The following is a 26,470-nucleotide window of genomic DNA, read 5'->3' as shown; positions in this document are numbered from 1 at the left end:
CGTACCACCTATCGTGTAACCGCCACCGACGCTGACCTCTTGCTGTTTAGCATCATAGTGGTCGCTGTCTTGCTCACTTTGCAAAGTGAGGTCACGACCGACATTGACAGTGACTTGTTCACCACTGACTTGCGCCCCTTTGAGGGTGGTATCTTGCCCACTGTTTAAGGTGAGTTTATTGCCTGCATCCAATGTGGTTTCGGTGTGAGTGAGGCCATTGCCTTTTTCATGGCCTTTGCCTTGGTTGACGGAGGCTGAAACATTGACCCCGTAGCCGCCTGTACCCACGCCTACGCCAACCCCGACACTGCTGCCTTTGCTGCTGTTTTTACTGGTGGTCTGCTCCGTGTTTTGAGCAGAAACAAGGTTGATATCTTGTGTGGCAGACAGTGACAAGTCTTTGCCGGCTTTGAGTTCACTGCCGACGACCGTGATATTACCGCTGTCAGGGTTGGTATCTTTGTTTTTACCCGTTGTGGTAATCGAGAGGTTTTGGCCTGCGTTTAAGGTGCTGCCTTGGGATTGGCGGCTGTCGGTGTGGGTTTCACTTTTCGACGATTGGCTGCCGTAGGATACGTTGACACCAACTGTATTGGTTGCGCCTTTTTGGTAGTCTTTATCACCCGGCTTGAGGTTGTTTGCCGCATTGTAGTTATTGGCGGCCTCAGTTTTAAGGCCATCTAATTCAACGGCTTGCTGGGCTTGGACCCCTGATAACACTGCCTTAGTGTTTTGCAGGGCATTTAAACGACCGTCACTTTCTTTACGAGCTTGTTGTGCGGTGCTGACGGCAGTATTGAGGGCGCTGCCTGCACTGCCAGAGAGTGAAATACCAAACCCACTTTGCTTGGTTTCAAATGTCTCCGTGCGGGTACGCTCATCATAGCCTGGGTCGATTTGCACGCTGTCGCCTGTGAGGTTTAAGTCTTTTTGAGCAATCAGGTCAGCGCCGCCCACATGCAGTTTGTTGCCTGCGGTGATATTAACATTACCTTGTGTACTGCCAATGGTGCTGACACTTTGGCTTTGGGTGGTGCCTTTTTCATCCACTTCATGGCGAGAGGATTGTTTACCCACACTAAAGCCAATGCCACCGCTGCTCATTAGGCCGCTTTTTTTCTTCTCTTCGAGCAGATAATGCGAGTCGGTTTCCGTCGCGGCAGTAATATCAACATTATTGCCAGCGGTTAAGCTGACATCGTTTTCTGCGACCACGGAGGAGCCTTTGACGGTCAGGTCATTACCTGCGTTGATGGTAACTTTTTCGCCACTGAGCAAGCTGCCTTTTTCTCGCGTGGTTTCATCGTTTTGGGTGGTGTGCTCACTGCTGGCGCTTAAGAAGCCTTTACTGCTACGCTGCTCTTCAACATATTTTTTATTTTCTTCAGTGGCGGTATTGAGCATCACATTTTGTTTAGCATCAAGGGTAATTTCCCCTTTTTCACTGTGAATGGTGCTGCCCGTGACGGTGATGTCTTTATCACGCGCGGTGATATCGACGCCGTTTTGTCCGCTGAATGTGCTGCCGACCACCTCATGAGATGAGGTCTCATCGACACGTGAGCCTTTGCTGCTGCCATTGCGCGTTTGCTCTTGGTCTAGCGCGTGGGTGTCTTGGGTTGCTGCCGTGATGGTGACATCTTGCGCTGAGACGCTGACTTTACCTGCTTGGCTATCGACTTGGGCGCCTTCTGCCACCAAGTTATTGCCTGCATTCAGTGAAACGCCTTTGTCACCACTGAGGGTACTGAGCACTAAACTGTCTTCTTCGCGAGTGTTACTGACGGAAGAACCATTACCTTGTGCATCAAGTTGGCTTTTATTGGTGGTTTTATCCGATAGGATATTGATATCGCCACCCGCGTTGACATCCAACGAGCCGTCAGCTTGCGCTTGGCTGCCCTTGACCGTGATATCTTTTCCGGCATTGAGGCTGAGATTACCACCAGCGCTGAGTTCGCTACTTTGCGCGAGCTGCCATTCACCGCTGATATGGGCAAGGCCACCAGTTGCATCTAGACCTTCATTACCGCGTTCACCCATCGCTCCCGCAATCACATCAATACTGCCGGTATGGGTACTTTTTACCGCTGTAATGGATAAATTGTCACGCGCATTGAGTTTGATATCGCCTGTCGCATCCAGTTTAGCGCCTTGCAATTGCACATCATGGCCACTTAAGGTGATATCGGTGGCACTCATCGTTGCTTGGCGTAGTGCATCTTGTAAGTTGGTGCTCAACGTGAGGCTATCAGCTTGGATATTGATGGTATCCGCTTTAATATCGCCATCACGGTGCATAAATTGTTTCGCATCGACCTCAAGGCCTTTTTCAGCCAACAGGTTTCCTGCATTATCAATGCTGTCAGCGGATAAGTTCAGTGTTTTACCACTGATCATTGCCCCTTGCTGTGTCAGGCTAAGTGTTGTGTTAGCTAAATAGACTTTCGGAACCCACACCGTTTGGGGGCCTTGTGGTGTATCGAGGGTTTCACTGACCAGCCACACAATGTCTTGTTGCAGAGCGGCGATTTGTGCTGGCGTCAAGGCAACACCGGGACGCAAGTTGAACTCTTCCGCGACTTTAACACCATTATTCATCAAGTATTGATACTGCGCCATGGCATCTTCTTCACGCAGAGAAGGGCGACCGGTGAGTTTTAATACTTGTTCGCGGACGAGACGTTGTTCATAGAAGCCATCCCCTAAACGCTTATGCACATCGGCAGGGGAGTAGCCAACCCGCTCAAGTAGGTAGTCGCTACTGATAAATTTATTTCTGTCGGTAAAGCGTGGGTCGGTGACCACTAAGAATGGGCTGTCTGGGGGTAAGTTCGGACGGAATAAGCCATTATCTGGGATTGAGGTTGCTACATCACCAATGTGTTGTTTCTCGGTTAATGCGAGCTCAGCAGGAAGCAGAGGGCGATCGATTGGCGAAGCGCCTTCTGTTTGATTAAGCTCAGATTTTCCCTGCTCCGTGACGGTGGTATTGAGGTCTTGTTTATTCACGCCGTCAATATCAAACGCCAGTGGATTACGTTCCCATTCTGCACGTTCCGCTTTGGCGGCATTCATCGCTGCTTCTAACGCCGTGATTTGTGCGGCATTGACGGTGGTATTGGTGATATTGGCACTGGTGATCGAGACATTGCCATTACCCGAAATAATGCCATCGATGGTGGTGAGTGCCGTGGTTTTGTCACTACTGGACTGTGGATACCAGTGGCTTTTACTGACATCATAATGGTCGGAATAAAATTCTTTACGGCGTTCATTCACGGAATAGCCAGTATTCTCAATGTGCCCTTTACCTTTGATATCCAAATCACCGGTTGAGGTAATGGTGCTGGCATCATTTTTGAGTAAATCCGTGATGTTGAGCGTCATATTGCCGCCCGACAAAATGCGCGCGCCAATGCCTTCGGAGATCAATTTGTCACGGGTGACAGAGCCTGTGACCGAACGTTCGCGTATCCAACTAAAATCATCAATACCGGTTGCGGTCGCCACATCAATGTGTTGATTAGGATCCCACACTTCATAGCGAGATTGGTTGTGCACGCGCCATACCGCACCATGGTAAGGGGTTGGTGGGGTTTTGATACGTCCCGGTACGCCACGCGACTCATAGAAGGTCATGGCATAACTGCCATCACTATTGGGGGTGAGAGCCAAATAATTGACCCACAGGGTGGTGACTTGACCATCCTGCTGTTTCACCTTCATTTGTGCGCGTTTATTTTTGGCATCAATGTCTAAGATGGTGCCATACTTGTTATCCAACGCGGCCTGATCGTTTTGAAAGGTCAACTGCTGCGTGGTTGGTGCCATCGCAGTTGGGTTTTTATGGGCCTGAGTTTCAAATGAACGCCAGTAAAAGTTATACAGTTGCTTTTTATAATTTTCGACCTCAGCCTCGCGCTGAATATCTAACCCTTCACGTAAGTTATTCAGTTGACGCGCGGTAATGGAAACGTCACCTTCCGCTTCAATAAAACTGGCGTTATTTTCAATTAAGTCAGCACTGGTGAGTGTGAGGGTATCACCACTGTAAATCAGCGCTTGGTCGCGGTTGGTGAGTGTTTTTTCTGTTTGTAGGTCAATGTGTTTTGCTGCCGCAATGACGGCCTTTTTCCCATGATTATCAATGGTTTTAGCTTTTACGTGGATCTCATCCCCCATTAAAGTGGCGCTATTGTTTAACGCGTCGACGTTGAGTGTCATTTTATCGGCTTCTAACCGATTCAGGTTATCCAATTTACCGGTGGAGATGGCGAGGTTTTTACTGACCAGTGAGCCTTGGTTGGTGAAGTGTAGGCTCGATAGGGTGAAATCACCCGGTAATAACCAGTCAGTGAGGTTGGTCAACGTGCCTGCAATATTTAGGGTGACCGATTGGTTACTGGTCAGTGTATCGCCTGTGCGGTGCGTGTAGTCCTGCGCTGCGGTCAACGAAAGCGCTTTCTGGCTTTTGATTGTCCCGCCTTGATTGTTAATAGACTGGGTGTTGATGGCGAGCGCCGAACCACTTTGCAGGGTGCCTTGTTGGTTTGAGAGGGCAAGCTGAGCCGAGGTGGACGCTGCATCCGTATTCAGCGCAATATCGCCATTGGCTAACACCTGACCTGATTGGTTATTGAGGGTATTCACCCCTGAAAACGTTAAGTTTTCATTGCTTTGCAGTCGACCTTGGGTATTTTCGATGTTTTTAACGGTCAGCGTGGTTTCTTTACTGCCGTGAACCAGCCCGTTTTCGCGGTTATCTAAGGCATTGAGTAACAGAGTGAGGCGACCTTGGCTGCTTAAAATACCGTTGTGTCGATTATCTAACGTGAGTGCAATCAGTTTCAGTGCGTTGGTGGAAACCAGTTGCCCTTGTTGGTTTTGGATATCGGCAGCCGTTAACGTCAAGGTATCACCGCTGTGAATTTTCCCTTGTGTGTTATTGAGCTGCGCGATGTTGTAGGTGCCCGCGCGTTGGCTAATCAGGGTGCCTTGGGTGTTATCAAGCTCGTTTGCTTTCAGGGCAAGCTCACCAAGGCTACTCACCGTCCCTTGCTGGTTTTTAAGGGTTTTAGTTTCCAGTTGTTGGTTTTGATTACTGAGGATTGACCCTGCCGTATTATCAATCGCCTCAGTGCTGGTGATATTCAGGGCTTGCTGGCTTTCGATTTTGCCAGACGTATTGTCTAACGTTTTACTGGTTAATGTGAGGTTTTCACCACTTTGCAATTTACCGTGAGCGTTATTGAGCGCATTCTCAATCGATAACAACAGTTGTTTTTGGCTGTACAGTAAGCCGCCTTGTGAGTTGTCGACATTCGACGCGCTGAGTTCTAATGTGCCGCCAGAGAGTAATTGCCCTTGCTGGTTTTTGACGGATTGCCCCGTGGTAGTGAGGTTTTGACTGGCACTGATTTTGCCTTGAATATTATTGATTTCGTTGGCAACCAACAGTGAGGCTGAGCCACCCGCTTGCAATGTGCCTTGCTGGTTTTCCAGTGCGTTCGCCGTGAGTTCGACATTTTTCTGGCTTTGGATTTCACCGCGTTGGTTATTGAATAACTGAGCCGTGGCCTGCCATGAATCTAAGCTGCCCATCCAGCCCTGTTGGTTAAGGATATTTTGTGCGTTGAGTGTTTGCGCCTGCTGGCTGAAAATGCGCCCATCGCGGTTATTAATCAGCTGTGCCACTTGAATATCTAAGCGCCCAAGGGCATTGAGTGCCCCTTGCGCGTTATTGACAAGGTTAGCGCTAATCGCGGTATCACCTTGGCTGGTTAAAATACCCGCTTGGTTATTAAAATCGCCACTAAGGGCGAAGGATAGCGCATCTTGGCTAAGGATTTGGCCTTTTTGCTGATTACTCAGTTGGTTACCGGTTAACGCTAATGTGCCACCACTTTGTAGCAAGCCCGCGGTATTATTGAAATGATTACCTTGCCACTGCAATGTTTTACCCGCGCTGACTTTTCCTTGATTATTATTGAGGTCATTTTGCGTGTTTACGATGAGTTGGTTACCCGATAACAACTGGCCTTGGGCATTATCGATGCTTTGTGCACTGAAGTTCGCCTGTTGTCCTGCTTGAATCGTACCTTGCAGGTTAGCGATATCCCTTTGGGCATCGAGGGTTAATTGATTGCCTGCTTCCAATAACCCAGACTGATTATTCACATCGCCTTGGCTGGTGAGATCAAGGTTTTGGGTCGCAATCACTTTACCTATTTGGTTATCCAAGTGAGCAGTATGAATATTGACGTTCTGGCTGCTGATTTCGCCTTTGGCATTATCAATTTGCGCGGTGGTTGTGATATCAAGGGCTTTGCCTGATAGTACTTGTCCGTCACGGTTATCCAATGAAAGGGCAGTGATGAGCGCTTGATTGCCACTTTGCAGTAAACCTGCTTGGTTGGCGAGTTGCTGACCGATAGACGCGGTTAACGACTCATTGGCAATCACTTTACCTTTGGTGTTGTCGAACGCATTTTTTGCTGTGATATCAACACTATTTTCACCAACGACTTGTCCTTGCTGGTTTTTAATATTGCTTGCATTTAGCGTAATCTCTTTGCTGTAAAGTGTTCCGCTCTGGTTATCGAGGTCAGCAGTTGCATTAAGAACCAGTTGCTCACCAGACAGTATTTTCCCTGTTTGGTTATCAATGCGTTGTGCATCAACCGTGAGCTGGGTATCACTTTGTAACGTGCCTTGTTGGTTGTTAACCGCATTTTGAGCGGTTAAGGTTAATTTATCACCTGAGCCAATAAACCCGTTGGTGTTATTCACTTGCTGGCGAGCGACAATATCGAGGGTCGTCTGGCTAATCAGTTTACCCAGTGCATTATTGAGATTGTCCGTGGTGACAGTGACTTGCTGGCTGTTAATCGTCCCGGATTGGTTATTCAGCGATTTGCCTGCTTGCAGGTTGACAGCATTCCCTGCGACAAGGTTACCCGCGCTATTATCAATCTGCTCTTTGGCATTCAAGGCCAGTTTGGTTTGGCTTTTAATCGTACCCGATTGGTTATCAATCGTATTCGCTGTTAGGCTTAAATCGCCATTCGCCCCGATTTCACCTTGCTGATTATTAACGCTATTTTTCACCTGCCAATCTTGTTGGCTCTTGCCTAACGCAACCAGCCGGCCAGCTTGGTTGTTCAATGAGTCGGCATTGAGCATGAGGCGATTGGCTTCAATCGCACCGCCTTGGTTATTCAGTTGCCCAGAAAGCGCAAATTGGCTCTCATGTTGCCCTATTTGTACCCATGTACCTTTCTGGTTAAATAAATTGTTAGCGCTGATGTTCCATTGCGCGGCTTTGACCTGTACTTGCTGTGCGTGAACATCACGCGCACTGTTGAGTTTGACGTTGTTGGCGTCAATTTTGCCTTGGGTCAGAGCGATATCCCCTTGTTTGGCGGTGAGTGCTAAGTTGGACGCTGCAACTTGCGTCTGGCTTAAATCCAGCGATTGACCTGCCACAGTGATATTTTGTTGACTTAATAGGGTGCCTCGGGTATTAATTTTTCCGTCGCTGTTTAAGGTGATATTGGCATCTTTAATAATATTGCTTTTGTTGTCACTGCCCGCGAGTACGTTGCCTTGGCTGTGAATATCGCCTTTCGCATTGATATTGACATCTTTCAGCGCAGCCAGTGTGCCTGTATTGCTCACTGAAGCTGTTTGGCTTTCAATGTTTAAGTTACCGCCGCTGTGCAACTTGCCTTGGTGGTCGATGGTGTCTTTGGCGGTTAGGGTGATATCGCTGCCTGCTTGGGTGGTCGCTTGTTGTGATGCGCTGCCCCAACTGAGTTTACCGTTACTGCTAACGGTTAACGCTTTATCCGCTTGGATGTGCCCGCCTTGGTTGCGAACGCCCACACCTTTTTCGGTGCCCACCATGTGGATATAACCGCTGTACATGCCGCCCATTTGCCCCATGTCGATGGCAAATTCAGGTTGTGCAGTTTGGTTCTCTATCGGGGTGGCTTTATTGTTAGTATCGACCTTATTTTTACCCGCAACGATGGCAATTTTTTCTTTCGCCCACACGCCGGAGTTGATTTCAACGGCACGGGCGAGCAAATCCACATATTGGGTATCGTGGCGGCTATCAGCATTCAAGCCACCGCCTTCAACACGGATAACACCGCGCTCCACTTGATATCCCGCAAGGCTACCGTCTTGATTAAATTGCGGTTTACCTGTGGTGAGGGTCATGCGGCCAGCGTTAATGGTGCCGCAGCCATTACAAATAATTCCCGATGGGTTAGCGACAATCACTTGCGCCTTACCACCAGCCACTTCGAGGAAGCCTTTAATTTGGCTCGGGTTATTGCTGTTGACTTCATTTAGGATAACGCGAGCAGGAGCTTTGTTCGGGTCAAGATTCGGGTTGCCTTGGATCATCCCTGCGGTTTGTGTTGAAGTCATCACCGCCGAGTTATTAAGAATAGCGCCGCGGTTATCGACATCGAATTGTTTATATTGGTTATGGGAAATGCCCGAACCATTCGGTGCCGCAATATTGACTTGTGGAATGCCATTTTGCGTATTGATCACATCAGAGCGCTGGTTTTTAGGCGCATTGTTATCGGCAATGATGCTGCTCGCCATGGCTGAGCCACCCCACAAGGCTAACCACAGCAGCAGCGAGGTGCGGCGCAGAGTGACCCATAGGCGACCGCCATTTGAGCCACGCGTTTGGCCTGACTCCGTGCTACAGCTTTTAGCGAGCTCGGATACAACACGTAATTCCCCGTGAGTGCGGCTGAAAATTAAACGATAACAATGCTTGTTCATGATGGTATTCCTTTAAAAACAGTGCAGACACGGGTAAAACTGAAAATGTCTATCGACTATCAAATCAATAAAATGTGATTAAATTTCAAGGTTGAGGCTAAAGCCTGCACTTGCCCCAGAGGTTTCAAATTTTTTCGGCTTATATAACGGCACGCCGACAAACAGGTCGTAGCTTAAACGCGATGAAATTGAGCCGCGAAGCCCTAATGCGGTCCCCGCTAGCTGGTGCCCCACAAGGTATTTGGTACTTTGGCCTTCAACACGCCCGTAGTCAGCGGCTAAATACAGTTCTTGCCCTTGAGAGAAAGCATTCCATGCCAGTTCGTTGCGCCATAACAGGCCTTTTTCACCCGACAGCACTTGCTCACCGTCAAAACCACGGACGGTATAACGTCCGCCAATAGACATGCGTTCTTGTGGTGTTAAAGCGTGCTGAGTCCATTGACCCCGTAAAGCGGTATTCCAGCGCCAAGGTTGTTCACCCAGCGTGAATGGCTGATTGAAACTGATGTCCCCAAGAAAAATCCCCACGCGAGCGCTGCCGCTGTGGGTATCTTCTTCAGGGGCTCGGCGTGCACCGTAGGCGCCTGTGCCGCGACGCCAGTTAACATTGGCATCGAGTGTGGCATTGCCTAAGAAGCTGCGCTGATTAACACCGACTTCCCACCCCGCGGTACGGCGGCGCTGCTGCTCAATATCAATATCGTTTACTGAGTTACTGGCCGTTTTTCGGTAGGTGCGCAGGTTAAGGGTGGTTTTGTGGGTTTGGTCGCGAAACAGCAACCGTGACACGGTAAATTGTGCGGTATCGCTCTTGCCGCTATAACGCAGCACTTCGTTAGCATTGGGAATATTTTGGTGATAATTATATTCATTGTAATTGGCGGCAAAGCCCCAATTGCCAACGGGAATAAAGTAGTTCAGGGTATAAGAGTGGTTACCGAAAGGGCCTTTATCAAACAAATCTTTACTGATATTGGCGTAAAACATGTCGTTTTGGGCAAACGGCGCATCAATGGCTAGCGTCGCAGAGCCTAAATAGCGTCCGGTACTTTTTGACCCGCTATCGTCTAAACCCAAGCTTAATCGTACAGGGCGTTTTTCTTGCCAACTGACCACTAAGTCGCTGGTGCCGTCAACTGGGCCGGGTTCGATACGAATATCGGCAGTGACATTGGGTACACGTTTAAAGTTTTCCAGCCCTTGCTCAATATCACGTAGATTCAGAATGTCGCCCGAGGAAGCAGGAACGGCATTCCACAAGCGCCCACGCCATGAGGTGCCTTCATCAAAACGAATGGCGTTAATCCGTCCCGGCTGAAGCGTGAGGACTAACTCACCTTGATTCAAGTCTTGCTCTTGTGCCATCACGCGGGTGGTGACATACCCTTTTTCTAAAATGGCATTTTGGACTTTATTGAGGACCAACAAAATCCCTTGGCTACCCAAGCATTGGCCTTTGGCATCGTTAACGGCCTTTAGCGCCCATTGAAAATCGGCAGCGGATTCACCGTCAAGGCGAATAGTGGAAATGGTAAAACAGGGGTGTTCATTTTGTGGGTAATCGGGCAGTGACAAATCAGGCTGTTGAATACGCGTATCCACAACGGGGTTGTTTTGCTGTTGTATCATGCGCTCACGTTCTTGCTGACGTTGCTGCTCACGGGCATCGATAGAGAGTGCTTGGTTGATGGGGTCAGCTAATAAGGGCGCTGACATAAAACATAAGCTTAGCAAACTCCATTTAAAGAAACGGTGTTGCCCGTCAACATGACGACGCATAAGGGGTGATGCTTTTTCCTGCATATTTTTGCCTAATTCATAAATCAATATATGTATTTATCTAACTCAATGAATTAAGGCGGTGCCAGTGATGAAATGTCGGTTCAGGGCATCCTTGCTAATATGCCCACAAATCCGTTGTGACGCTGATTAGGCGTGAGTTTAAAGTACGGAATTTAGGGAATAGCTGACTTTCATTGAGAACGTTATCTTAAGTTAAATTTATTGTTAACATTTACATAAATTGACAAGAAGGACAATAAGATGAAATCGCATTTTTTGGTAAATAAAATTTAATATGGTGAATAAATGCTTGGGAAGATATTCACCGGAGTATTTGGTTTCATTTGTGAGATTTTTAAGCGTTAAATATTGGTTAACTTTGGTGTAAGTTAAGTTGAATTAGATGATTACACTATTTTTTTAACTCTGGTCATGATGTCGGTGTAATTAAATGGGTTAGTGTGATGTTTTGTATTTTCTTATTCTACAAGATTAACGTGTTTAATACCCAACAGGGTAGAGGTTCTTAAATGTTGTTCACTTTAAAAAGCGATGTTCATTAGTGACATTCTCCGCAGGAATGCACCAAATCCCCTCATCACATTTTGGGTAACATTTTTGATTGTTTGTAAAGTATTCACCGACACTGAACTCAAAACCAATCCGTGACCTTCAAAATCGGGGACGCTGACCGAACGTGAGTGTTCAGCCGTTCTTTGTCTTGTAGGCTTTTGCGCTTACTGATGACCAGTGGACAATATTCTGCCGTCCGAGGCTCTGAATGGGTAAGCCATGACTCAGTCGGTGTCTTATGCAATGTGACGGGCTCGCCGCAGTGAGAACAGTAATAGTTTTCTCGTGAATAACTTGGTTCCTGAGTGGCTCCCGCGAATCGATTGTTTTGTGTTAAGGCGAGAGACATTTTGATTTCATGTAATTTAAGTATGGGTGCAACCCTTTTGGACAATTAGTATTAAATATCCTGAGTATCTAAAACTCAGGGTGGTATCGGTTACTCATCTTTAAAATACGAATGGCGCAGAGCATATGCCTGTATTGGTATTAAAGGAGGTTCGTGTTAAGGCGTACTGAGTCTCAAAACGCACTCAATCGTGTCCGGTGCGGTTTAAGGGAAGTAGATGGTCAAAGGTTAGGTGTGATGTATAAGATGTGCAGTAATGCGTACGGGTGGTTTAAGAGCCTAGGGTAACGCTAGGCTCCTCTCGATTCATCAATGCGTACTTGTAGCCATTGTACGACTTCACTTTTTAACCAGCGCGACATACGACCAAACTTGATTGGTTTTGGGAACTCGCCATCTTGGATCAACTTATAGAACCACTTATCCGTTAACCCAGTTAGTGCAGTGATAAATTTCATGTCAATGAATTGGTCATCAAGTAATGCAATATTTTCAGTTTGCGTGCTCATGGTAAAACTCCTGTTTTTAAAGTAGGTAAAAAGCAGGAGCGATATCGAAACGGTTGATGTGGATATCACTCCACATCATTAACCAGATGTGTAAAAAATAATTTGGTGACTCGTTATTGATGTTTTTTGATGGTTTTCTTCGGTTTGATTTCTCCTCGCCAGAAGGTGCGTTTGAGTTCAGGCACAGCAAGGCGAACCCATGCATCAGCTTTACATAAATACCTCACCGCATTGAGCAATCCTTTCTTACTCCCCTCATCAGCACGTTTTAGTAAGCCAATCCCCAGTTCGCGATATCTTTCTTTCTGGTAATTACAGTTAAAGTACAAACCAGCCATGCCTGTAATACGTTCTTGCCAGAGTTCACCAATGAGTTTACCCAGAGTGATGTCTCTCCAAACCTTTTGACCGTTAAAGAAAAATAAGGCGTGATAATGGAATCCTTTTTCCATACCGAATTCTAATTTCAAGATATACCCAACGCAGCATGAAAAGAGTGGGGCGCTATTAATGGCTTTGTACAGGGCTTGACGATGTTGGCGGAGGTGGTGAGCTTTGATTTTATGACTAATTCCACTTTTGTAAGATAGATCTACACGCACAACTAACAGTTTGGAGTAACGTTGATATAACGAATCAACATACTTTTGAGCCCGTCGATAGTTTTTCTGAGCACCTTGCTCGAAAGTACGAATTTGCTTTTTATAGTCAGGGCTTTTTAACGTGCTTTGGAACTCACGGAAGACCTCGTTAAGGCACTGAACGTGTTCTGGGGTATCCACCAGCCAGTATTTATCGCCTTCTATCAGAATGTCGCTTAGGCGGTATTTGTTAAAAAGAGAGACCAACAACTCAAGAGAGGGGTGTAAGTGCTGTATTCGAGATTTTTCCATTGATTGAATGTAATTGATGAACTTGAGCGTTTCTAAAAAGAGTTCACCTTTGGGGGATACCGAGGTGAGCTGCAAGCGTGGGTTATTAGGTGACAAGGGAATGCCTTTGTATAAATCTAATTTATGAGTTAGACGTTTTGAAAGGTGTTTAATATTTCCCATGAGTAGCGAGACCAACTCACGCATTGAGTGGTCTCGAGTGAGCGTTAGACGGTCATTTTCAAAAACAGTAGAGAGAACAACTTGATTTAAGTGAAGTGCGCGATTTGTCATTTTATTTGCCTGTGATCGAATAAAGGTTCGTATAATCAGGCAGAGGAGTTATTTTTAATTTTTTATAGGCCTCGATGTGAATAATGCTGATTTAGGTAAAAATCAGCATGGAGTTGTATTGCTTATGCGTAATGTTTTTCAGTGACAATTGAGCATGGTTTTACATGTTCTCATTCTTCTGTAGTTAACATGATTGTGAATGGGTCAAGATAAACAAGAGATATACTGATTAACTCATTAATAATAAACAATCCTAGAAGCTGAACTCGGGTTTCAATGTTTAATGAATGGTTATGCTTGGGGTTATCATACCTATTTTTTGATTTTAGGTACTTTTCATATGCTTTAAGTTAGTGCTTTTTTGTTTTAATATATTGAAATTAATAATTTTATAATCAATCTGTCTATATGTGTGTAAGACATGAGATATGACATAAAAACAACGTAAATTGTGACGTAATAGAGACTAATTAAAGACAAAATAAGCTACACTATTACTACGTAGTTCTTTAGGGGGTGGTTTATGTCTAATCAAGATAAATACTTAAAAATAAGCAATGACAGAGAACGGTATTTTTATAGTTCTTACATTTCAAAAACGTTGAATCTTCCATTAATGAAGGTCCATTCACAAAGTGAAAAAGAGCTTAATCAAGCGATAAAAAATAAGTTGGAAGATACGACAGAGCGTATGCGATTCATTCGTGAGGCGAAAGACGAATTTAGTTGTAAAGTTATACAAAATGAAGAATTTGATTGGATTAAATCCAATGAGCGATGTACGTTTTTTATTCTCTATTACATCAATCATTATTTAACGAACAAAAAGATTTTTGCTATTAATAACCATCGATATCGAGGCATGCATCGGACATCTGAATATGAGCCTATTGATTACCCAACTCCATTGGGTGAGTATGAGTATCGTAAGCAAGGTTTATCTCAATCACCCAATAATGCAAAAGATGCATTAAATAATATTATGTATTTTTTTGATTTACTGGGTTCTTCAATAGAAAAGAAAAAGGAAGTTCTTACATATTTGAAACGAAAGTGGATGTTAATCAAGGATACAAACTACCTGTCATGGATTGATGAACGTAATCCAATGCAGATGAAATGGGCAAAAAATTATATTGCAAGGTCTCGCTTATTTTCTCGATGGTCTCGTTCAGAAGTTTATACATTTGCTAGTGAACGAGTGCAATTAATGGGGTGTTTTGATGTTAGTTTAGATATATCGGCAGACTCAAAAGAGTTATTAATTATTAAAATGAAAAAGGCGTGGTCACAAGAAAACTATCGAACCCAAATCGTGGAAAAGAAAGTGCTGAACACGTATTTAGATAAAGGTGTGAAAGATAAGCTATCGAGATTAGCTAAACAAAATCGAATGAAAATTAACGAGTACCTGACGTATCTAATTGAAAAAGAAGATGAATAAATAAAATTCATTACGATTCAATTTTTTTTCACATATATATCATTTTATGGGTAATGTAATTATTTGCTATATATCAATATGTTGAGTTGTTTTTGCGACACACCCTGTCATTTCCCTTCATTTCTCTCTCGAAAAAAAGTCAAATAGCCGGACATAACCTGTCCGGTAAGGTTGTTATCGTGGTGTTCTCTTTTTCATACTGGGGAATAACACTGATGGCAACTTACCGATTAGATACCGATTTAGCGTTTTTACGTGAATGCAGCAATGAAGAACTGGGCTTGCTTGTGTCTGTACTGACTCACGACAGCAAAGACGGACAAAAGCGTTGGACTGAAACCTTAACCAGCTCGCCTGAATATCAACTCTACCATCCAGAGCACCAGCAATATTGGATGTCGATTGCGGCAGAGCTGCAAGCTTTTGGGGCCAACAGCTTAATGAGCTTCGTTCGAGGCAATAAGGGCGTGTTGTACCGTGAAATCTTACAGGATGTCTGTGACCACCTTGATGTCAATTATCCGAAGGAGGGAAATACCGAAACCTTAGAATTAAACTTGTTATTGAAAGTATTAGAAAAAAGCTTAAATGAGCTGACGACTGAAGAGTTGCAAGCCTTCTCCCGTGATATGCAACTTAACCTCACTAACCCGACGCCCCAGCTGATTTTGATTGCTGTTCAAGCGGCTATCCGTACCTCAGGCATTGCCGCGCTAGAAGTAGCAACACTCTCAGCCATTGGCGTGATTAATGCGCTAGGTGGGGTTGCCACCCTCGGTACACTCTTTGCCGCACACCGAGCACTTTCCTTGATTGCAGGCCCGATTGGTCTTGCAGTGAGCTCTGCATGGCTTGTCGCTGACTTAGCAGGACCCGTTTATCGCGTCACCGTCCCCGCCTGCATCATTGTGGCGTACTTACGACAAAAAGCCTTATCGCAATAAGGCCACCACTCCCATTCTATCCGCTTGCCGGAGCTATTTTAATAAGGACAACATCATGTCGACATCTGTGTCTCGCCATGACCGGCTTGCGTCTCGGTTGGCGTTTATTATCAGTCAATTATTTCGAGGAGAAACCGTTTATTTATCCGAGTTATCAGAAGAGCTCAATGTCTCGACTCGTACCCTACGGCGTGACTTTAATGAGCGCCTTCAGTATTTGGACTTGGAATATCACCAAGGTGGCTATCGATTGGCGGCATCACAGCGCCCTTTTCGTACCGATAAGGACATACTGCGCTTTGCGGCTATTACGCATATCACCTCACTGTTTCCGGCTTTAGACAGAAAGCTGCTGACGGTTCTGCTCGACCCAACAATTGATTCACCGTTTATTGTTTACCATACCCCACCAGAACAGCGTCCCTCGTTGTTCGGGGGTTTTTATATCTTGACACAAGCCATTGTAAAACGGCGTTTGCTGCAATTTGCCCACCAAGGAAAAAACATCACGAACGTTGCCCCGTATAAGTTGATTTATTACCACGGTCATTGGTATCTCGCTGCCGATATCGCGCAGCACATTCATGTCTTTGATGTGATGGCCTTGCAAGATGTGGTCATGACGGCGCGGGGCTTTCGTTATCGTGAAGACCTCAACCAACGGTTATGTGAAGAGGCGTTTATTCAAGCCTTGCCCCATTACCAATATATCCAATCACTCGTTAAACTATAAGGCATTAAGATGAAAGCTATTTTTTATACTGTTTGCATCAGCAGCGCACTTTTGCTGGGATGTGATGATGCAACTTCAACTCCTGCTAAGGCTGTTTCCCAAGACATTTTGCGTGTTCAAGGATTGATTTATGATTACGACCGCAGTGTTACGCTCGGTGGTGTACTCAACCACCGTAAAGATTGCGTTTCACCAACATGGGAAACCTTAACGGATGAACAAGAAAGACCCTTGGTAGTCTATAAGTGTCAGTTAGCTGAAGGGGCATTACAAACCGCCATTAACCACGATTTAAATAACTGGTATCAAACGGCAATAGACGGTATGACTAAACTCATACCGCGCTTTGCCAATGCGGAAACACCGAAAACAGATTCAACCATTGAGGAGCAGAGGCTTACACAGGTTTTACAGGTCATCACAACACTGTCTCAACAGGACTGGTCACTACTCCGTGGCAATGTTGACCAGCCCTATGCAATGACGACACCGATTGCATTTAATGCCGGTTATACCCCGTCAGAGGAAGCCGAGCGCCAGCTTAAAGCGTGGAATGCATTAACGGAGACATTGAATGACCACGCCCCTGTTGTTGGCTTGTATTTATTGCCGTGGTTAAACCAAACGGAAAATGTCGAGGCAACGCTCCGGAAAAAGGTCTCTGAGCTTCAGCAATACAATACCAATGTACTAACACAATTTAAACACCAGCAAAATGAAGGCGTTCAAATCACGGAGCAATACATCACAGACCTAAAACGCGCACAAAAAAATGCGCAAGACTGGTCAATTACCCAAGTTTTTATTTGGAGCCTCGTTAACTCTGAAAAGCCTGTTCTAACACATGTTCTGTATAACCTAGAGGATAAACAAGGGCAGGAAGATTTTACCCCTATGATGGAAAAAACATTGAGCCGTTCAGCAAGAACGGATGCCGTCGCATGGGCGTACCAAGGTAAACTTGAAACACCTCAAATTATTAAAGGAATAGCAAAAGCGTTATTTTACTACCAAACACAATCCTTTCAAAAACCGGATATCGCCCGATATCAATACTGAGTTTTCACACGCTATTCGGCGTTCACGTCCAGTGAACGCCTGACTAAAGGGTAATCTATGTCCATTTTTAAACTTATCGCCACCTCTGTGAGCGTTGTGACACTGGTGTCTATCACTTACTACACCCAGAAGACGGTCAATAAGCAACTTACGCTTGAAGGTGAGTATACCGACGCGGAAATTCAAGCAGCTCGACTTGGGGCGACGCTTGCTTGCACAACCTTATTGGGTGGAGCCATTGAGCGACTGCTTAACGGATTATTTAGCGACAACTAAAATTCAACTATTTCAATGTAATAACAGCATAACGGCAGGCCAACGGGTCTGCCTTTTTTATTTAATCCTATCCACAAAAGGGCTTTCTTATGACACTTGAACCTATCATCGCAACACCCGTTTCCAACCACCAGCGCATGCATTTTTGGCAAACCTACTTTGGCACCGTTAAAGGCTTCGCCACCTTTGAAGTGGTCATTTTCACTATCATGGGCCAGTTCTGTGAGGAATACACGGGCGGTTATTGGGAATACTGTACCTTAACCAATGGAGGTGCGTTTATTTATCCTGATTTGGGCACCGAAAAATTAACACTGTTTAATATGCATAATGGTAATGAAGCGAAACTCAGCCCTGAAGCTGCTGGTATGGCCGTCTGTTTGATGCTGTATAGCATGTGGTCATTTAGAACTGAAAGTGAATTGCTGGTCGACCGTTTTTATCAGCTTCGTGACTACGCCATTCAACATCCTGAAAGTTCAGCTATTTTTCATCTTATCGATTAACTGCTTCCTTAATTTATTCTCTTAGTCTTACCTCTCTTATTTATTTTCAAGGAAATTTATTATGACTCGTTTAGCTTCCCGTTTTGGTGCAGCGAATAGCATTCGTCGCGACCGCCCGTTAACCACAGAAGAATTATTCCGTACTGTCCCAAGTGTTTTCTCAGAAGAAAAACACGATTCACGTAGTGAACGGTACACTTACATCCCAACCATTACCTTATTGGATAGTCTTCAAAAAGAAGGCTTTTATCCGTTCTTTGCTTGCCAGACTCGTGTGCGTGATATTAGCCGTCGAGAACACACCAAGCACATGTTACGGTTACGTCGCCATGATTAAATCACAGGGATACAAGTACCTGAAATTATCTTGCTAAATAGCCATGATGGATCAAGCAGTTATCAGATGTTGCCGGGGTTATTTAGAGCTGTATGTCAAAATGGTTTAGTTTGTGGAGACACCTTTGGTGAAGTGCGTGTACCGCATAAAGGCGATGTTGTTGGCAAGGTAATTGAAGGGGCTTATGAGGTGTTAAAAACCTTTGATACTGTGGCAGAAAAGCGTGAACAAATGCAATCTCTCATGTTACCTCCAGCAGCACAGCAAGCCTTAGCACAAGCGGCTTTAACCTACCGCTTTGGTGATGAACATCAACCTATTACCGAAGAGCAAGTATTGCAGCCTCGTCGCTGGGAGGATAAGAAAGATGATCTTTGGACGGTATATCAACGTTTGCAGGAAAATTTAATCAAGGGAGGATTATCAGGTAGGAACGCTAAAGGCAAGCGAGCTCGTACTCGTTCTGTGAATGGTATTGATGGCGATATCAAATTGAACAAGGCGCTGTGGGTCATGACAGAAAAGATGCACGAACATTTTAATGGGAGGCAAACTATTTAACAGAAGGGTCATGAGGGGGTATAATTATCTTGTTAACAACCCACTCATTAACCCCTTAACTAGATTATTAGTTTAGGTGTGATTTTTGCTTTGGGGGTGCATTTGGGGGTTAATTATTTATCCATATTAATAATTTCTTTTTAAATCATATTGTTTTTATCTATATGCGACTCCTGTGATCGCCAAACGCAGTTTCTGAATTTCTCCAAAAGTCTATATTTTCCTTTTAAATCAACAAGATTAATCACTTTGAAGTCTGTCTGATTCTCCCCTTGTTTACTGGTTTATACCCCTGTTTGGGGGCAAAATTGGGGGCATAATTTTTCCCTATTTTTTGGATGCCCCCACAATGAAGCTCAAAGCCAGTCAGTTGGATATGGGCTTAACCAGCTATAAATTTGATGAGGTGCGTAAAACCGATGTCACGATCGCGAAGAACTATCTTCGAGAAAATGAACTGAAAGAATTAAACCGTATCGTCAATATGTGGTTAGATTTTGCAGAAGACCAAGCACTGCGTCGTAAGCAAGTTTTTTTACAGGATTGGGATACAAAGCTGGATCAGTTTTTAAGTTTTAATGACCGTGAAGTTTTGCAATGTGCTGGTGGGATTAGTAAAAAAGCCTACTACTAAAAAACCAATCTGGGGGTATTAATGGGGGCACTGCTATTTATCCAACTCACCAAATGCGACTACTTTGTTCGATACCGTATCGCTTCTACAAAAGCCATAAAAGCGGGTGAGGACTGTCGACGGTTTGGGTAATACAGGTGAAAACCTTCAAAGTAAGGGCTATAATCGATTAATACAGCCTGTAACTTCCCCTTGGCAATATAAGGCTCGGCTAAATGTTCTGGAATATAGGCTATTCCCATTCCGTCCAGCGCTGCATTTAACTGGTGCAGTGTACTATTGAAAACGAGTTGCCCATCCACCTTTATACTTGTTGTATGATCATTTTGTTTAAATTCCCACGCATAAATAGCCCCCGCAGCACGATGGCGAATATTGATGCATTGATGTTCAGATAAGTCGTTAGGAAATAAAGGTTTAGGGTGCTGTTTAAAATAGTCCGGTGAAGCGACTGCAATTAAGCGCCAATCTGGCCCAATGCGAACTGCTATCATGTCTTTATTGATATCATCGCCAATTCGAATTCCTGCATCGAAACGTTCTTCAACAATGTTTGTAAAACCATAGTCCACATATATTTCTATTGTGATATCAGGATATTTTTGTAAAAAACTATTCAATATTGGTCGAATATAAATTTCGATTTGGTCATCGGTACAACTTAAGCGAATAGTCCCTCTAGGGCTGTCTCTTAACTCACTTAATGCATTAAGTTCAATATCAATCTGTTCAAATAATGGTCGGATGGCATTCATTAGCTGTGCGCCAGCCTCTGTTACTGAAACATTTCGGGTTGTTCTTGCGAGAAGTCGAATCCCTAAGCGTTCTTCCAAAAGTCGTATTGTATGGCTTAATGCCGAAGGCGTCACACCAAGTCTTGCAGCCGCTTTTGTAAAACTTTGCTCTTGAGCAACGATAAGAAAAGCGTGCAAGTCATTCATTTTACCTTTCATCATTAATGAATTTTTCTCACAAGTTCATGAAGATTATACCCACTAATTAAATTATTACCTGTATGCCATGATGATGTCCATTAAATATCGTAGTTACATAGGCGAATATAATTGATGGATAATGCCATTTTTCAAGAGCGAAATTTTCCTGAAAGAGCGAACTGGAGTGCAGTTTTTGCCATGACGCTATGTGTTTTTGTATTGATAGCCTCAGAATTTATGCCTGTGAGCTTGTTAACACCGTTAGCGCTTGATTTTCAGGTGACAGAAGGAATGGCGGGACAAGGTATTACTATCTCAGGAATATTTGCTGTCATAACGAGCTTATTTATTTCTGCACTTACTCATAATTTAAATCGTAAAACCTTATTGCTAGGGCTTACGGTCTTAATGGGGGCGTCAGGCGCGATGATTGCTTTAGCCACCAATTATTATACTTATATGGTTGGCCGTGCGCTAATCGGTATTGTTGTTGGCGGTTTTTGGTCTATGTCTGCTGCGATAGCAATGCGCCTTGTGCCGATAGATCAAGTTCCTAAGGCACTGGCTATTTTCAATAGCGGCAATGCGCTAGCAACTGTCATTGCTGCACCTTTAGGGGCTTATTTGGGCTCAACTATTGGATGGCGAGGGGCATTTTTAGGCTTGGTGCCTATCGCGATTGCAACTATTGTGTGGTTGTGGGTGAGTTTACCCTCAATGCCAACTGATCCGAACAGTCATCAAAATACGCCTCAGATTTTCAGTATTTTTAGCTTCTTTAAATATCGCGTTATCACACTGGGTATGCTTGCTATCGGGTTATTTTTTATGGGGCAGTTTACCTTATTTACCTATGTGCGTCCTTTCCTTGAGACCGTCGTAAAAGTCGATATCTCGATGGTGACATTTAGTTTGTTACTTATTGGTATTACGGGATTTATCGGAACTCTACTGATTAATCGTGTATTAAAAATAGGGTTCTATCAAACATTAATCGCCATTCCACTATTGATGGCCAGTATTGCGGTATCACTTATTTTCTTTGGCTATTCCAGTCTTACTTCCATCGTATTATTGAGTATTTGGGGTTTTATCGCGACTGCGGCGCCTGTTGGTTGGTGGAGCTGGATACCTCGCATATTTTCAAATAACGCAGAAGCCGGAGGAGGATTGATGGTTGCTGTGATCCAACTTTCCATTGCCTGCGGCGCTTCGGTGGGAGGCATAATATTTGATTTGATGGGCTATGAAAGTACCTTTGCAATCAGTGCGTTATTTCTTGTAGTCGCAGCAATACTTGTTCAATGCACAGCAAAGGCTGAAAAGGAAAAATAATATGTTGAATCTATTATTTAAAAATAGGCTTACCCCATTAAATTTTTATTTTCTGTTGGTATTTGCCTGCATCAGCCAGCCATTATTGGCACGTAGTTTACCAATAGAACCTAAAGTGTATTTAATCGAAATTCGTCTTGATACGCAAATAATCAAGGCAGAATTAAAAGATTCAGAAATGACGCGTGATTTTATCAGTTTATTACCGCTCACTGTTGAGTTAGCAGATTATTCATCCACAGAAAAAATCACTTATCTTCCCCGAAAACTACTAACTCATAATTCATCCAGTGGGATCGTGCCAGAGATTGGGGATATTACTTATTATGCCCCTTGGGGAAATATTGCTATTTTTTATCAACCATTTAGTTACTCCTCAGGGTTATTTAAATTAGGAAAAATAACCGATGGGCTGGAATATTTACAATTTACATCACCAAAACAAGCTGTGATAGAGCTTATCCAAAGAAATAACTAAAAGAGGATGCATATTATGAATCATGAACGTAGAGATTTATTGAAATTAACGGGGGCAAGTATTGCTGTTGCGAGTATGGCATCAATAATGACATCACCAGTATTAGCGCAACCAAATACAAATTTCAGTGAGCTATGGGATAAAACCTTTGTAAAAAGTGATAAGGTTGAACATAGAAAAGTCACATTCAAAAATCGCTATGGTTTAGCCTTAGTCGGAGATTTATATCAACCTAAACATACTAGTGGGTTATTTGCTGCGATTGTATTGAGTGGCCCATTTGGCGCAGTAAAAGAGCAGTCTTCGGGGTTGTATGCGCAAACATTAGCAGAGCGTGGTTTTATTACTCTAGCATTTGATCCCTCTTTTACTGGAGAAAGTGAGGGTGAGCCTCGAAATGTTGCTTCTGCGGATATCAATACGGAAGACTTTAGTGCTGCTGTCGATTTTTTAGGGCTACAGCCAAATGTGGATCGCGAGCGTATTGGTGCGTTAGCTATCTGCGGATTAAGTGGTATGGCTTTAACTGCAGCGAGTAGCGATTCACGTATTAAAGCCGTAGCAGCAGCATCAATGTACGATATGTCTCGCAGTATTAGCCGCGGATACCAAGATAGTTACACCATTGAAGAACGACATAAAGTGATTGATTATCTTAGCCAGCAGCGCTGGAAAGATGCAAAAAACGGACACTATGCTTTAGGTTACCATGAGGTGCCATTCGATGAAGATGGCAATATTATCGAGGGACAACGTGTTTTACCGGAGACTCTGCCAGAGAATGCACCGCCTGTATTAGCCGCATTTTTTGATTATTACCGTACTCCTCGAGGTTTTCATCCCCGTTCAATTAATTCAACAACCGCGTGGACAGCAACAACGCCTATATCTTTTTTTAATTTTCCTATGCATACCAATATTGAAATGATATCACCAAGACCAATTTTGCTGATTGCAGGGGAAAATGCACATTCTCGTTATTATTCTGAAGATGTGTACAAAGTAGCTTCAGATCCTAAAGAACTCTTGATTATTCCAAATGCTGATCATGTTGATTTATATGATAATCTAAGCAAGATCCCTTTCGATAAACTGACAGTTTTCTTTCAACAGAATTTATAAATATAGTTGCACATTATTTTTTAGTAAAATAATGTGCTTGCTGTCAGTTACTGCGTTCCATCTGTTGGTGGCACTCAATTTCGCCAGTAGGCAACGCAAACGCTAGAACGGTATCTGATCAAAGGGTTTGTGATGGATGATGAGCGGCTGAATTACTTACTAGCGGTTCATAACTATAAAAAGTGTATTAAGAACCTCCCAGTATTTGTTGGGCATTACAGATTTTAGTTGGGTTGACTTTCTAACTAGAAATCAGCCTTAGAAAAACCGGTCATAACATCCAGCTCCATTTCGCGGCCTAATGCCGTCATTGGATGGACAATGGTCAAGCCCCGCACGGATTTTTTCAGCTTGCCAAGGTCGGCTTGTTCTTTCTTAGTGATGGGACGCTTGAACGGCATATCTACTAGTTTTTGCGCTTCTTTGCTTAGTTTTTTGTTACGCACCGCCTTCAGACGAGCGATTTCAATTTCCAGTGTCGCTTTTTCTTTCTCTAGTTCTGCGTGTTTTTCTACTTCACTCGTCAGTTGCATACTTGCCATCTGGCGACGAATAAGATCTAAACGGTCGCTAAGAAGCTTAATTTGTGCTTTTTCGATTTCTTTCATTATATTAATTAACCGTGAATAAATTTCTTGCCGGCAAGTATACACTATTCTAGATAAGGGGGGAAAAGGGATACAGGCTAATACCCATGTGAGGCTACCTTTATTGTCCATCATTCATGGAATGAAAACAACATAACTACCTTATAAATCAATTTCCATTCAACTATTCATCATATTTCGTCTTTTGTATCCTAGTAACATCATGATTAAGTTGTTGCATTTCGGTATCATCACTGACCTTTCTGACATATTATATTTAATTTTCTGAAAAATTATTATTTTTAGTTGATTTATCGTTGGTATATAGCGAAATATAATGAGGTATAGATGAGATCATAATGACTAAACGTAAATTTATTACACGTACAGAAGTTAATTCTTTATTGGATGCTACAAAGCAAGGTCGCTATCCTAATCGAGACTATTGCTTGTTATTAATGAGCTTTTTGCATGGATTAAGAGTTAGTGAGCTCACTCATATCACAATGTCTGATATTGATTTGGTGCAGAAAGTGATATTTATTAGGAGACTAAAAGGAGGGCTGTCTACCGTACAGCCTATAATTCCCGAAGAGTTTAATGCGATTGAAAAATGGTTAGTTGAAAGAGATTCTTGGAAAACAGCAGGGTCAGATTGTTTATTTATTTCACAAAAGGGAAGCCAAATTTCTCGTTATCAAATTTATCGCTTATTTGAGCAGTATGGCAAAATAGCAGGGCTTCCTGTAAAGCTTCATCCTCATATGCTAAGGCATGCATGCGGTTATGCTTTAGCTGATTTGGGTAGGGACACTCGATTAATCCAAGACTATTTAGGGCATCGAAATATCGCCCATACTGTAATTTATACTGCTAGTAATGAAAAAAGATTTAGTGGTATTTGGTCGAATCAATAAGTAATTTAATGAGTTGTGTCAATATAAAGCTAGCACTAAACATAATAATATGAACTAAACACCAAGAATACCTCAGTTATTTAGGTAATTGATTTTATAAAACTGAGGTATTCTTATGCATATTAAGGGTAGTAATTATTTTTAAAGCCATAAACAACATACTCAAGTAATTTATTTTCCAGCCTTTAAAAATAAGATTAGTTTATAATTTTATTTATTCTTTTTTTTTGAATCATCATAATTTAATTACTCCAATTGCGAGTATAGGTGGTTCGCTTTCTCAGTTAACTAATTATTATCATATTTCAATCATTTTTTTTACAGTAATAGTCTATTTTTGACTATCAAATAAAGTTATTCTGTGAAAGGTCACCATATAAGTGAAATCATTTAGATGATAAGTTCATATTTTTGGTTTTTGTGAGTTAAAAACATCTTATTGATGATTTAAAACACATTAATTTAATATACAATAAAAAAATTAATTAATTATCAATAATAATCAATCGGATAAAATAAAATATCTATAAAAATCAATTCGTAACGCAACATAATAAATCAAAATGTTCAAATTACCTAATAAGTATAATTATCAGACTAACTAAAATCAAATAGCATAAAACTCTGTTGCGGCAATGCATTTTAGAGGTAATTATCAATTAATGTAAAAATTTGTCATTAACAACAAAAAGTTATCTTTCATGATTTTTTTTGTAATAAAACTCGCCAGTTAAATCATCTGACTTTTCTAGTTTAAGGTATAAATTAAAGATTTTAATTCTGACGATTCTTATATATAAAACAATTTACCTAAAACTCATTTAACGCAACATTTTGATTTATTTTGTTGCGTTTTTTTTGCATTTCAAAAAATAAATTGTTCACTTTATGAGTGGTTCTGATTGTTTTGCCTCATTACACAAGGCTTTAATTGGTGAGATATGAAAAGTAATAAATTAAAGACCAGTATAGATAGCTTTCAGAAAATACTAACTGAACAAATTGGCATGGAATTATCGCATCTTAGAAAAGAGAAAGGACTTAGTGGTAGTGATCTAGCTAAAAAATTAAAGATATCACAACAACAAATATCTCGTTATGAAAGAGGAATATGTAGCATTAACTGTGGAATGCTATTTTCAATTTTATTTTATCTAGAAATTAGCCCGAGTGCATTTTTTGAAAGTGTATCATTGAAAATAAATGAAAAAAATCCTAGTGCTAATTCATTTATTCATAATAGTGAATGTTTATCCGATGAAAAGGATAACTACCATTATATTTTTAATCGACAAACAGAAATTATTTTAAATTCTTTATACAGCAAATAGTTATTTTAAAAATAATAAATTCTAACTATGCCCTACATCATGTTGGGTAATCATCACGTTGTTATATATAAATGAGGTTCA

At 42.7% G+C, this 26,470-nt stretch carries 18 protein-coding genes and 3 pseudogenes; 14 read left to right on the top strand and 7 right to left on the bottom strand.

Annotated elements, in window-relative coordinates:
- The 5 genes from PSE83_RS11840 to PSE83_RS11820 form a co-directional block, all read right to left on the bottom strand.
- Positions 1-8,808 (bottom strand): hemagglutinin repeat-containing protein (locus PSE83_RS11840; protein WP_272660866.1); only part of this gene is annotated, 8,808 nt, incomplete at its 3' end.
- Positions 8,809-8,886: 78 nt separating this feature from the next.
- A complete protein-coding gene (locus tag PSE83_RS11835) occupies positions 8,887-10,527 on the bottom strand; it encodes a ShlB/FhaC/HecB family hemolysin secretion/activation protein (protein WP_272660869.1) in 1,641 nt (546 codons plus the stop codon).
- Positions 10,528-11,245: 718 nt separating this feature from the next.
- Positions 11,246-11,515: a DUF7828 domain-containing protein gene (locus tag PSE83_RS11830; protein ID WP_172766719.1), complete on the bottom strand. Its 270-nt coding sequence runs from the start codon at positions 11,513-11,515 to the stop codon at positions 11,246-11,248.
- Positions 11,516-11,805: 290 nt separating this feature from the next.
- Positions 11,806-12,024, bottom strand: coding sequence for a helix-turn-helix transcriptional regulator (locus tag PSE83_RS11825; RefSeq protein WP_172766720.1), 219 nt, complete (start codon positions 12,022-12,024; stop codon positions 11,806-11,808).
- 113 nt (positions 12,025-12,137) lie between these two features.
- On the bottom strand, positions 12,138-13,190 hold the full coding sequence (locus tag PSE83_RS11820) for a YagK/YfjJ domain-containing protein (protein WP_272660865.1): 1,053 nt from the start codon (positions 13,188-13,190) through the stop codon (positions 12,138-12,140).
- Between the two features lie 523 nt (positions 13,191-13,713).
- Here PSE83_RS11820 and PSE83_RS11815 point away from each other — a divergent pair.
- From PSE83_RS11815 to rhuM (PSE83_RS11780), 8 genes and pseudogenes are all read left to right on the top strand, one after another.
- Positions 13,714-14,634: a hypothetical protein gene (locus tag PSE83_RS11815; RefSeq protein WP_172766722.1), complete on the top strand. Its 921-nt coding sequence runs from the start codon at positions 13,714-13,716 to the stop codon at positions 14,632-14,634.
- Positions 14,635-14,849: 215 nt separating this feature from the next.
- On the top strand, positions 14,850-15,578 hold the full coding sequence (locus PSE83_RS11810; protein ID WP_172766723.1) for a DUF3944 domain-containing protein: 729 nt from the start codon (positions 14,850-14,852) through the stop codon (positions 15,576-15,578).
- Between the two features lie 55 nt (positions 15,579-15,633).
- On the top strand, positions 15,634-16,311 hold the full coding sequence (locus PSE83_RS11805) for a helix-turn-helix transcriptional regulator (protein ID WP_172766724.1): 678 nt from the start codon (positions 15,634-15,636) through the stop codon (positions 16,309-16,311).
- A 9-nt stretch (positions 16,312-16,320) separates the two neighbouring features.
- Complete coding sequence (locus PSE83_RS11800) at positions 16,321-17,370, top strand: hypothetical protein (RefSeq protein WP_172766725.1); 1,050 nt, start codon at positions 16,321-16,323, stop codon at positions 17,368-17,370.
- A gap of 96 nt (positions 17,371-17,466) precedes the next feature.
- On the top strand, positions 17,467-17,646 hold the full coding sequence (locus tag PSE83_RS11795) for a hypothetical protein (protein ID WP_272660864.1): 180 nt from the start codon (positions 17,467-17,469) through the stop codon (positions 17,644-17,646).
- Between the two features lie 89 nt (positions 17,647-17,735).
- Positions 17,736-18,152, top strand: coding sequence for an antirestriction protein (locus PSE83_RS11790; protein ID WP_172766727.1), 417 nt, complete (start codon positions 17,736-17,738; stop codon positions 18,150-18,152).
- Between the two features lie 61 nt (positions 18,153-18,213).
- Positions 18,214-19,050: pseudogene (locus PSE83_RS11785) on the top strand (DUF932 domain-containing protein).
- 361 nt (positions 19,051-19,411) lie between these two features.
- A pseudogene (rhuM, locus tag PSE83_RS11780) lies at positions 19,412-19,675 on the top strand (RhuM family protein); the annotation flags it as partial.
- Positions 19,676-19,743: 68 nt separating this feature from the next.
- Here rhuM (PSE83_RS11780) and PSE83_RS11775 read toward each other — a convergent pair.
- Positions 19,744-20,640 (bottom strand): LysR family transcriptional regulator, encoded by an 897-nt coding sequence (locus PSE83_RS11775; RefSeq protein ID WP_172766728.1) that lies wholly within the window; start codon positions 20,638-20,640, stop codon positions 19,744-19,746.
- Between the two features lie 111 nt (positions 20,641-20,751).
- Here PSE83_RS11775 and PSE83_RS11770 point away from each other — a divergent pair, with 111 nt between their 5' ends.
- The 4 genes and pseudogenes from PSE83_RS11770 to rhuM (PSE83_RS11755) form a co-directional block, all read left to right on the top strand.
- Positions 20,752-21,954, top strand: a complete 1,203-nt coding sequence (locus PSE83_RS11770) for an MFS transporter (RefSeq protein WP_004263135.1) — start codon at positions 20,752-20,754, stop codon at positions 21,952-21,954.
- Position 21,955: 1 nt separating this feature from the next.
- The gene (locus PSE83_RS11765; protein ID WP_004263133.1) at positions 21,956-22,432 is read left to right on the top strand and encodes a cyclophilin-like fold protein; all 477 of its coding nucleotides are present in this window, start codon (positions 21,956-21,958) and stop codon (positions 22,430-22,432) included.
- 6 nt (positions 22,433-22,438) lie between these two features.
- The gene (locus PSE83_RS11760) at positions 22,439-23,554 is read left to right on the top strand and encodes an alpha/beta hydrolase (RefSeq protein ID WP_442960078.1); all 1,116 of its coding nucleotides are present in this window, start codon (positions 22,439-22,441) and stop codon (positions 23,552-23,554) included.
- A 33-nt stretch (positions 23,555-23,587) separates the two neighbouring features.
- A pseudogene (rhuM, locus tag PSE83_RS11755) lies at positions 23,588-23,704 on the top strand (RhuM family protein); the annotation flags it as partial.
- Between the two features lie 95 nt (positions 23,705-23,799).
- On the opposite strand, the gene PSE83_RS11750 reads toward rhuM (PSE83_RS11755), so the two are convergent.
- Complete coding sequence (locus PSE83_RS11750; protein ID WP_036958636.1) at positions 23,800-24,162, bottom strand: YibL family ribosome-associated protein; 363 nt, start codon at positions 24,160-24,162, stop codon at positions 23,800-23,802.
- Positions 24,163-24,500: 338 nt separating this feature from the next.
- Between PSE83_RS11750 and PSE83_RS11745 the strand changes: the two genes are divergently transcribed.
- A complete protein-coding gene (locus tag PSE83_RS11745; protein ID WP_004263124.1) occupies positions 24,501-25,058 on the top strand; it encodes a tyrosine-type DNA invertase in 558 nt (185 codons plus the stop codon).
- A 941-nt stretch (positions 25,059-25,999) separates the two neighbouring features.
- Positions 26,000-26,389, top strand: a complete 390-nt coding sequence (locus PSE83_RS11740) for a helix-turn-helix domain-containing protein (protein ID WP_004263121.1) — start codon at positions 26,000-26,002, stop codon at positions 26,387-26,389.
- Positions 26,390-26,470 lie beyond the last annotated feature (81 nt).

Source organism: Providencia sp. PROV150 (assembly GCF_028481025.1).
GTDB classification, from domain to species: domain Bacteria; phylum Pseudomonadota; class Gammaproteobacteria; order Enterobacterales; family Enterobacteriaceae; genus Providencia; species Providencia hangzhouensis.
Note: the sequence above shows the minus strand (reverse complement) of the source record. Positions and strands in the feature narration are given on the sequence as shown.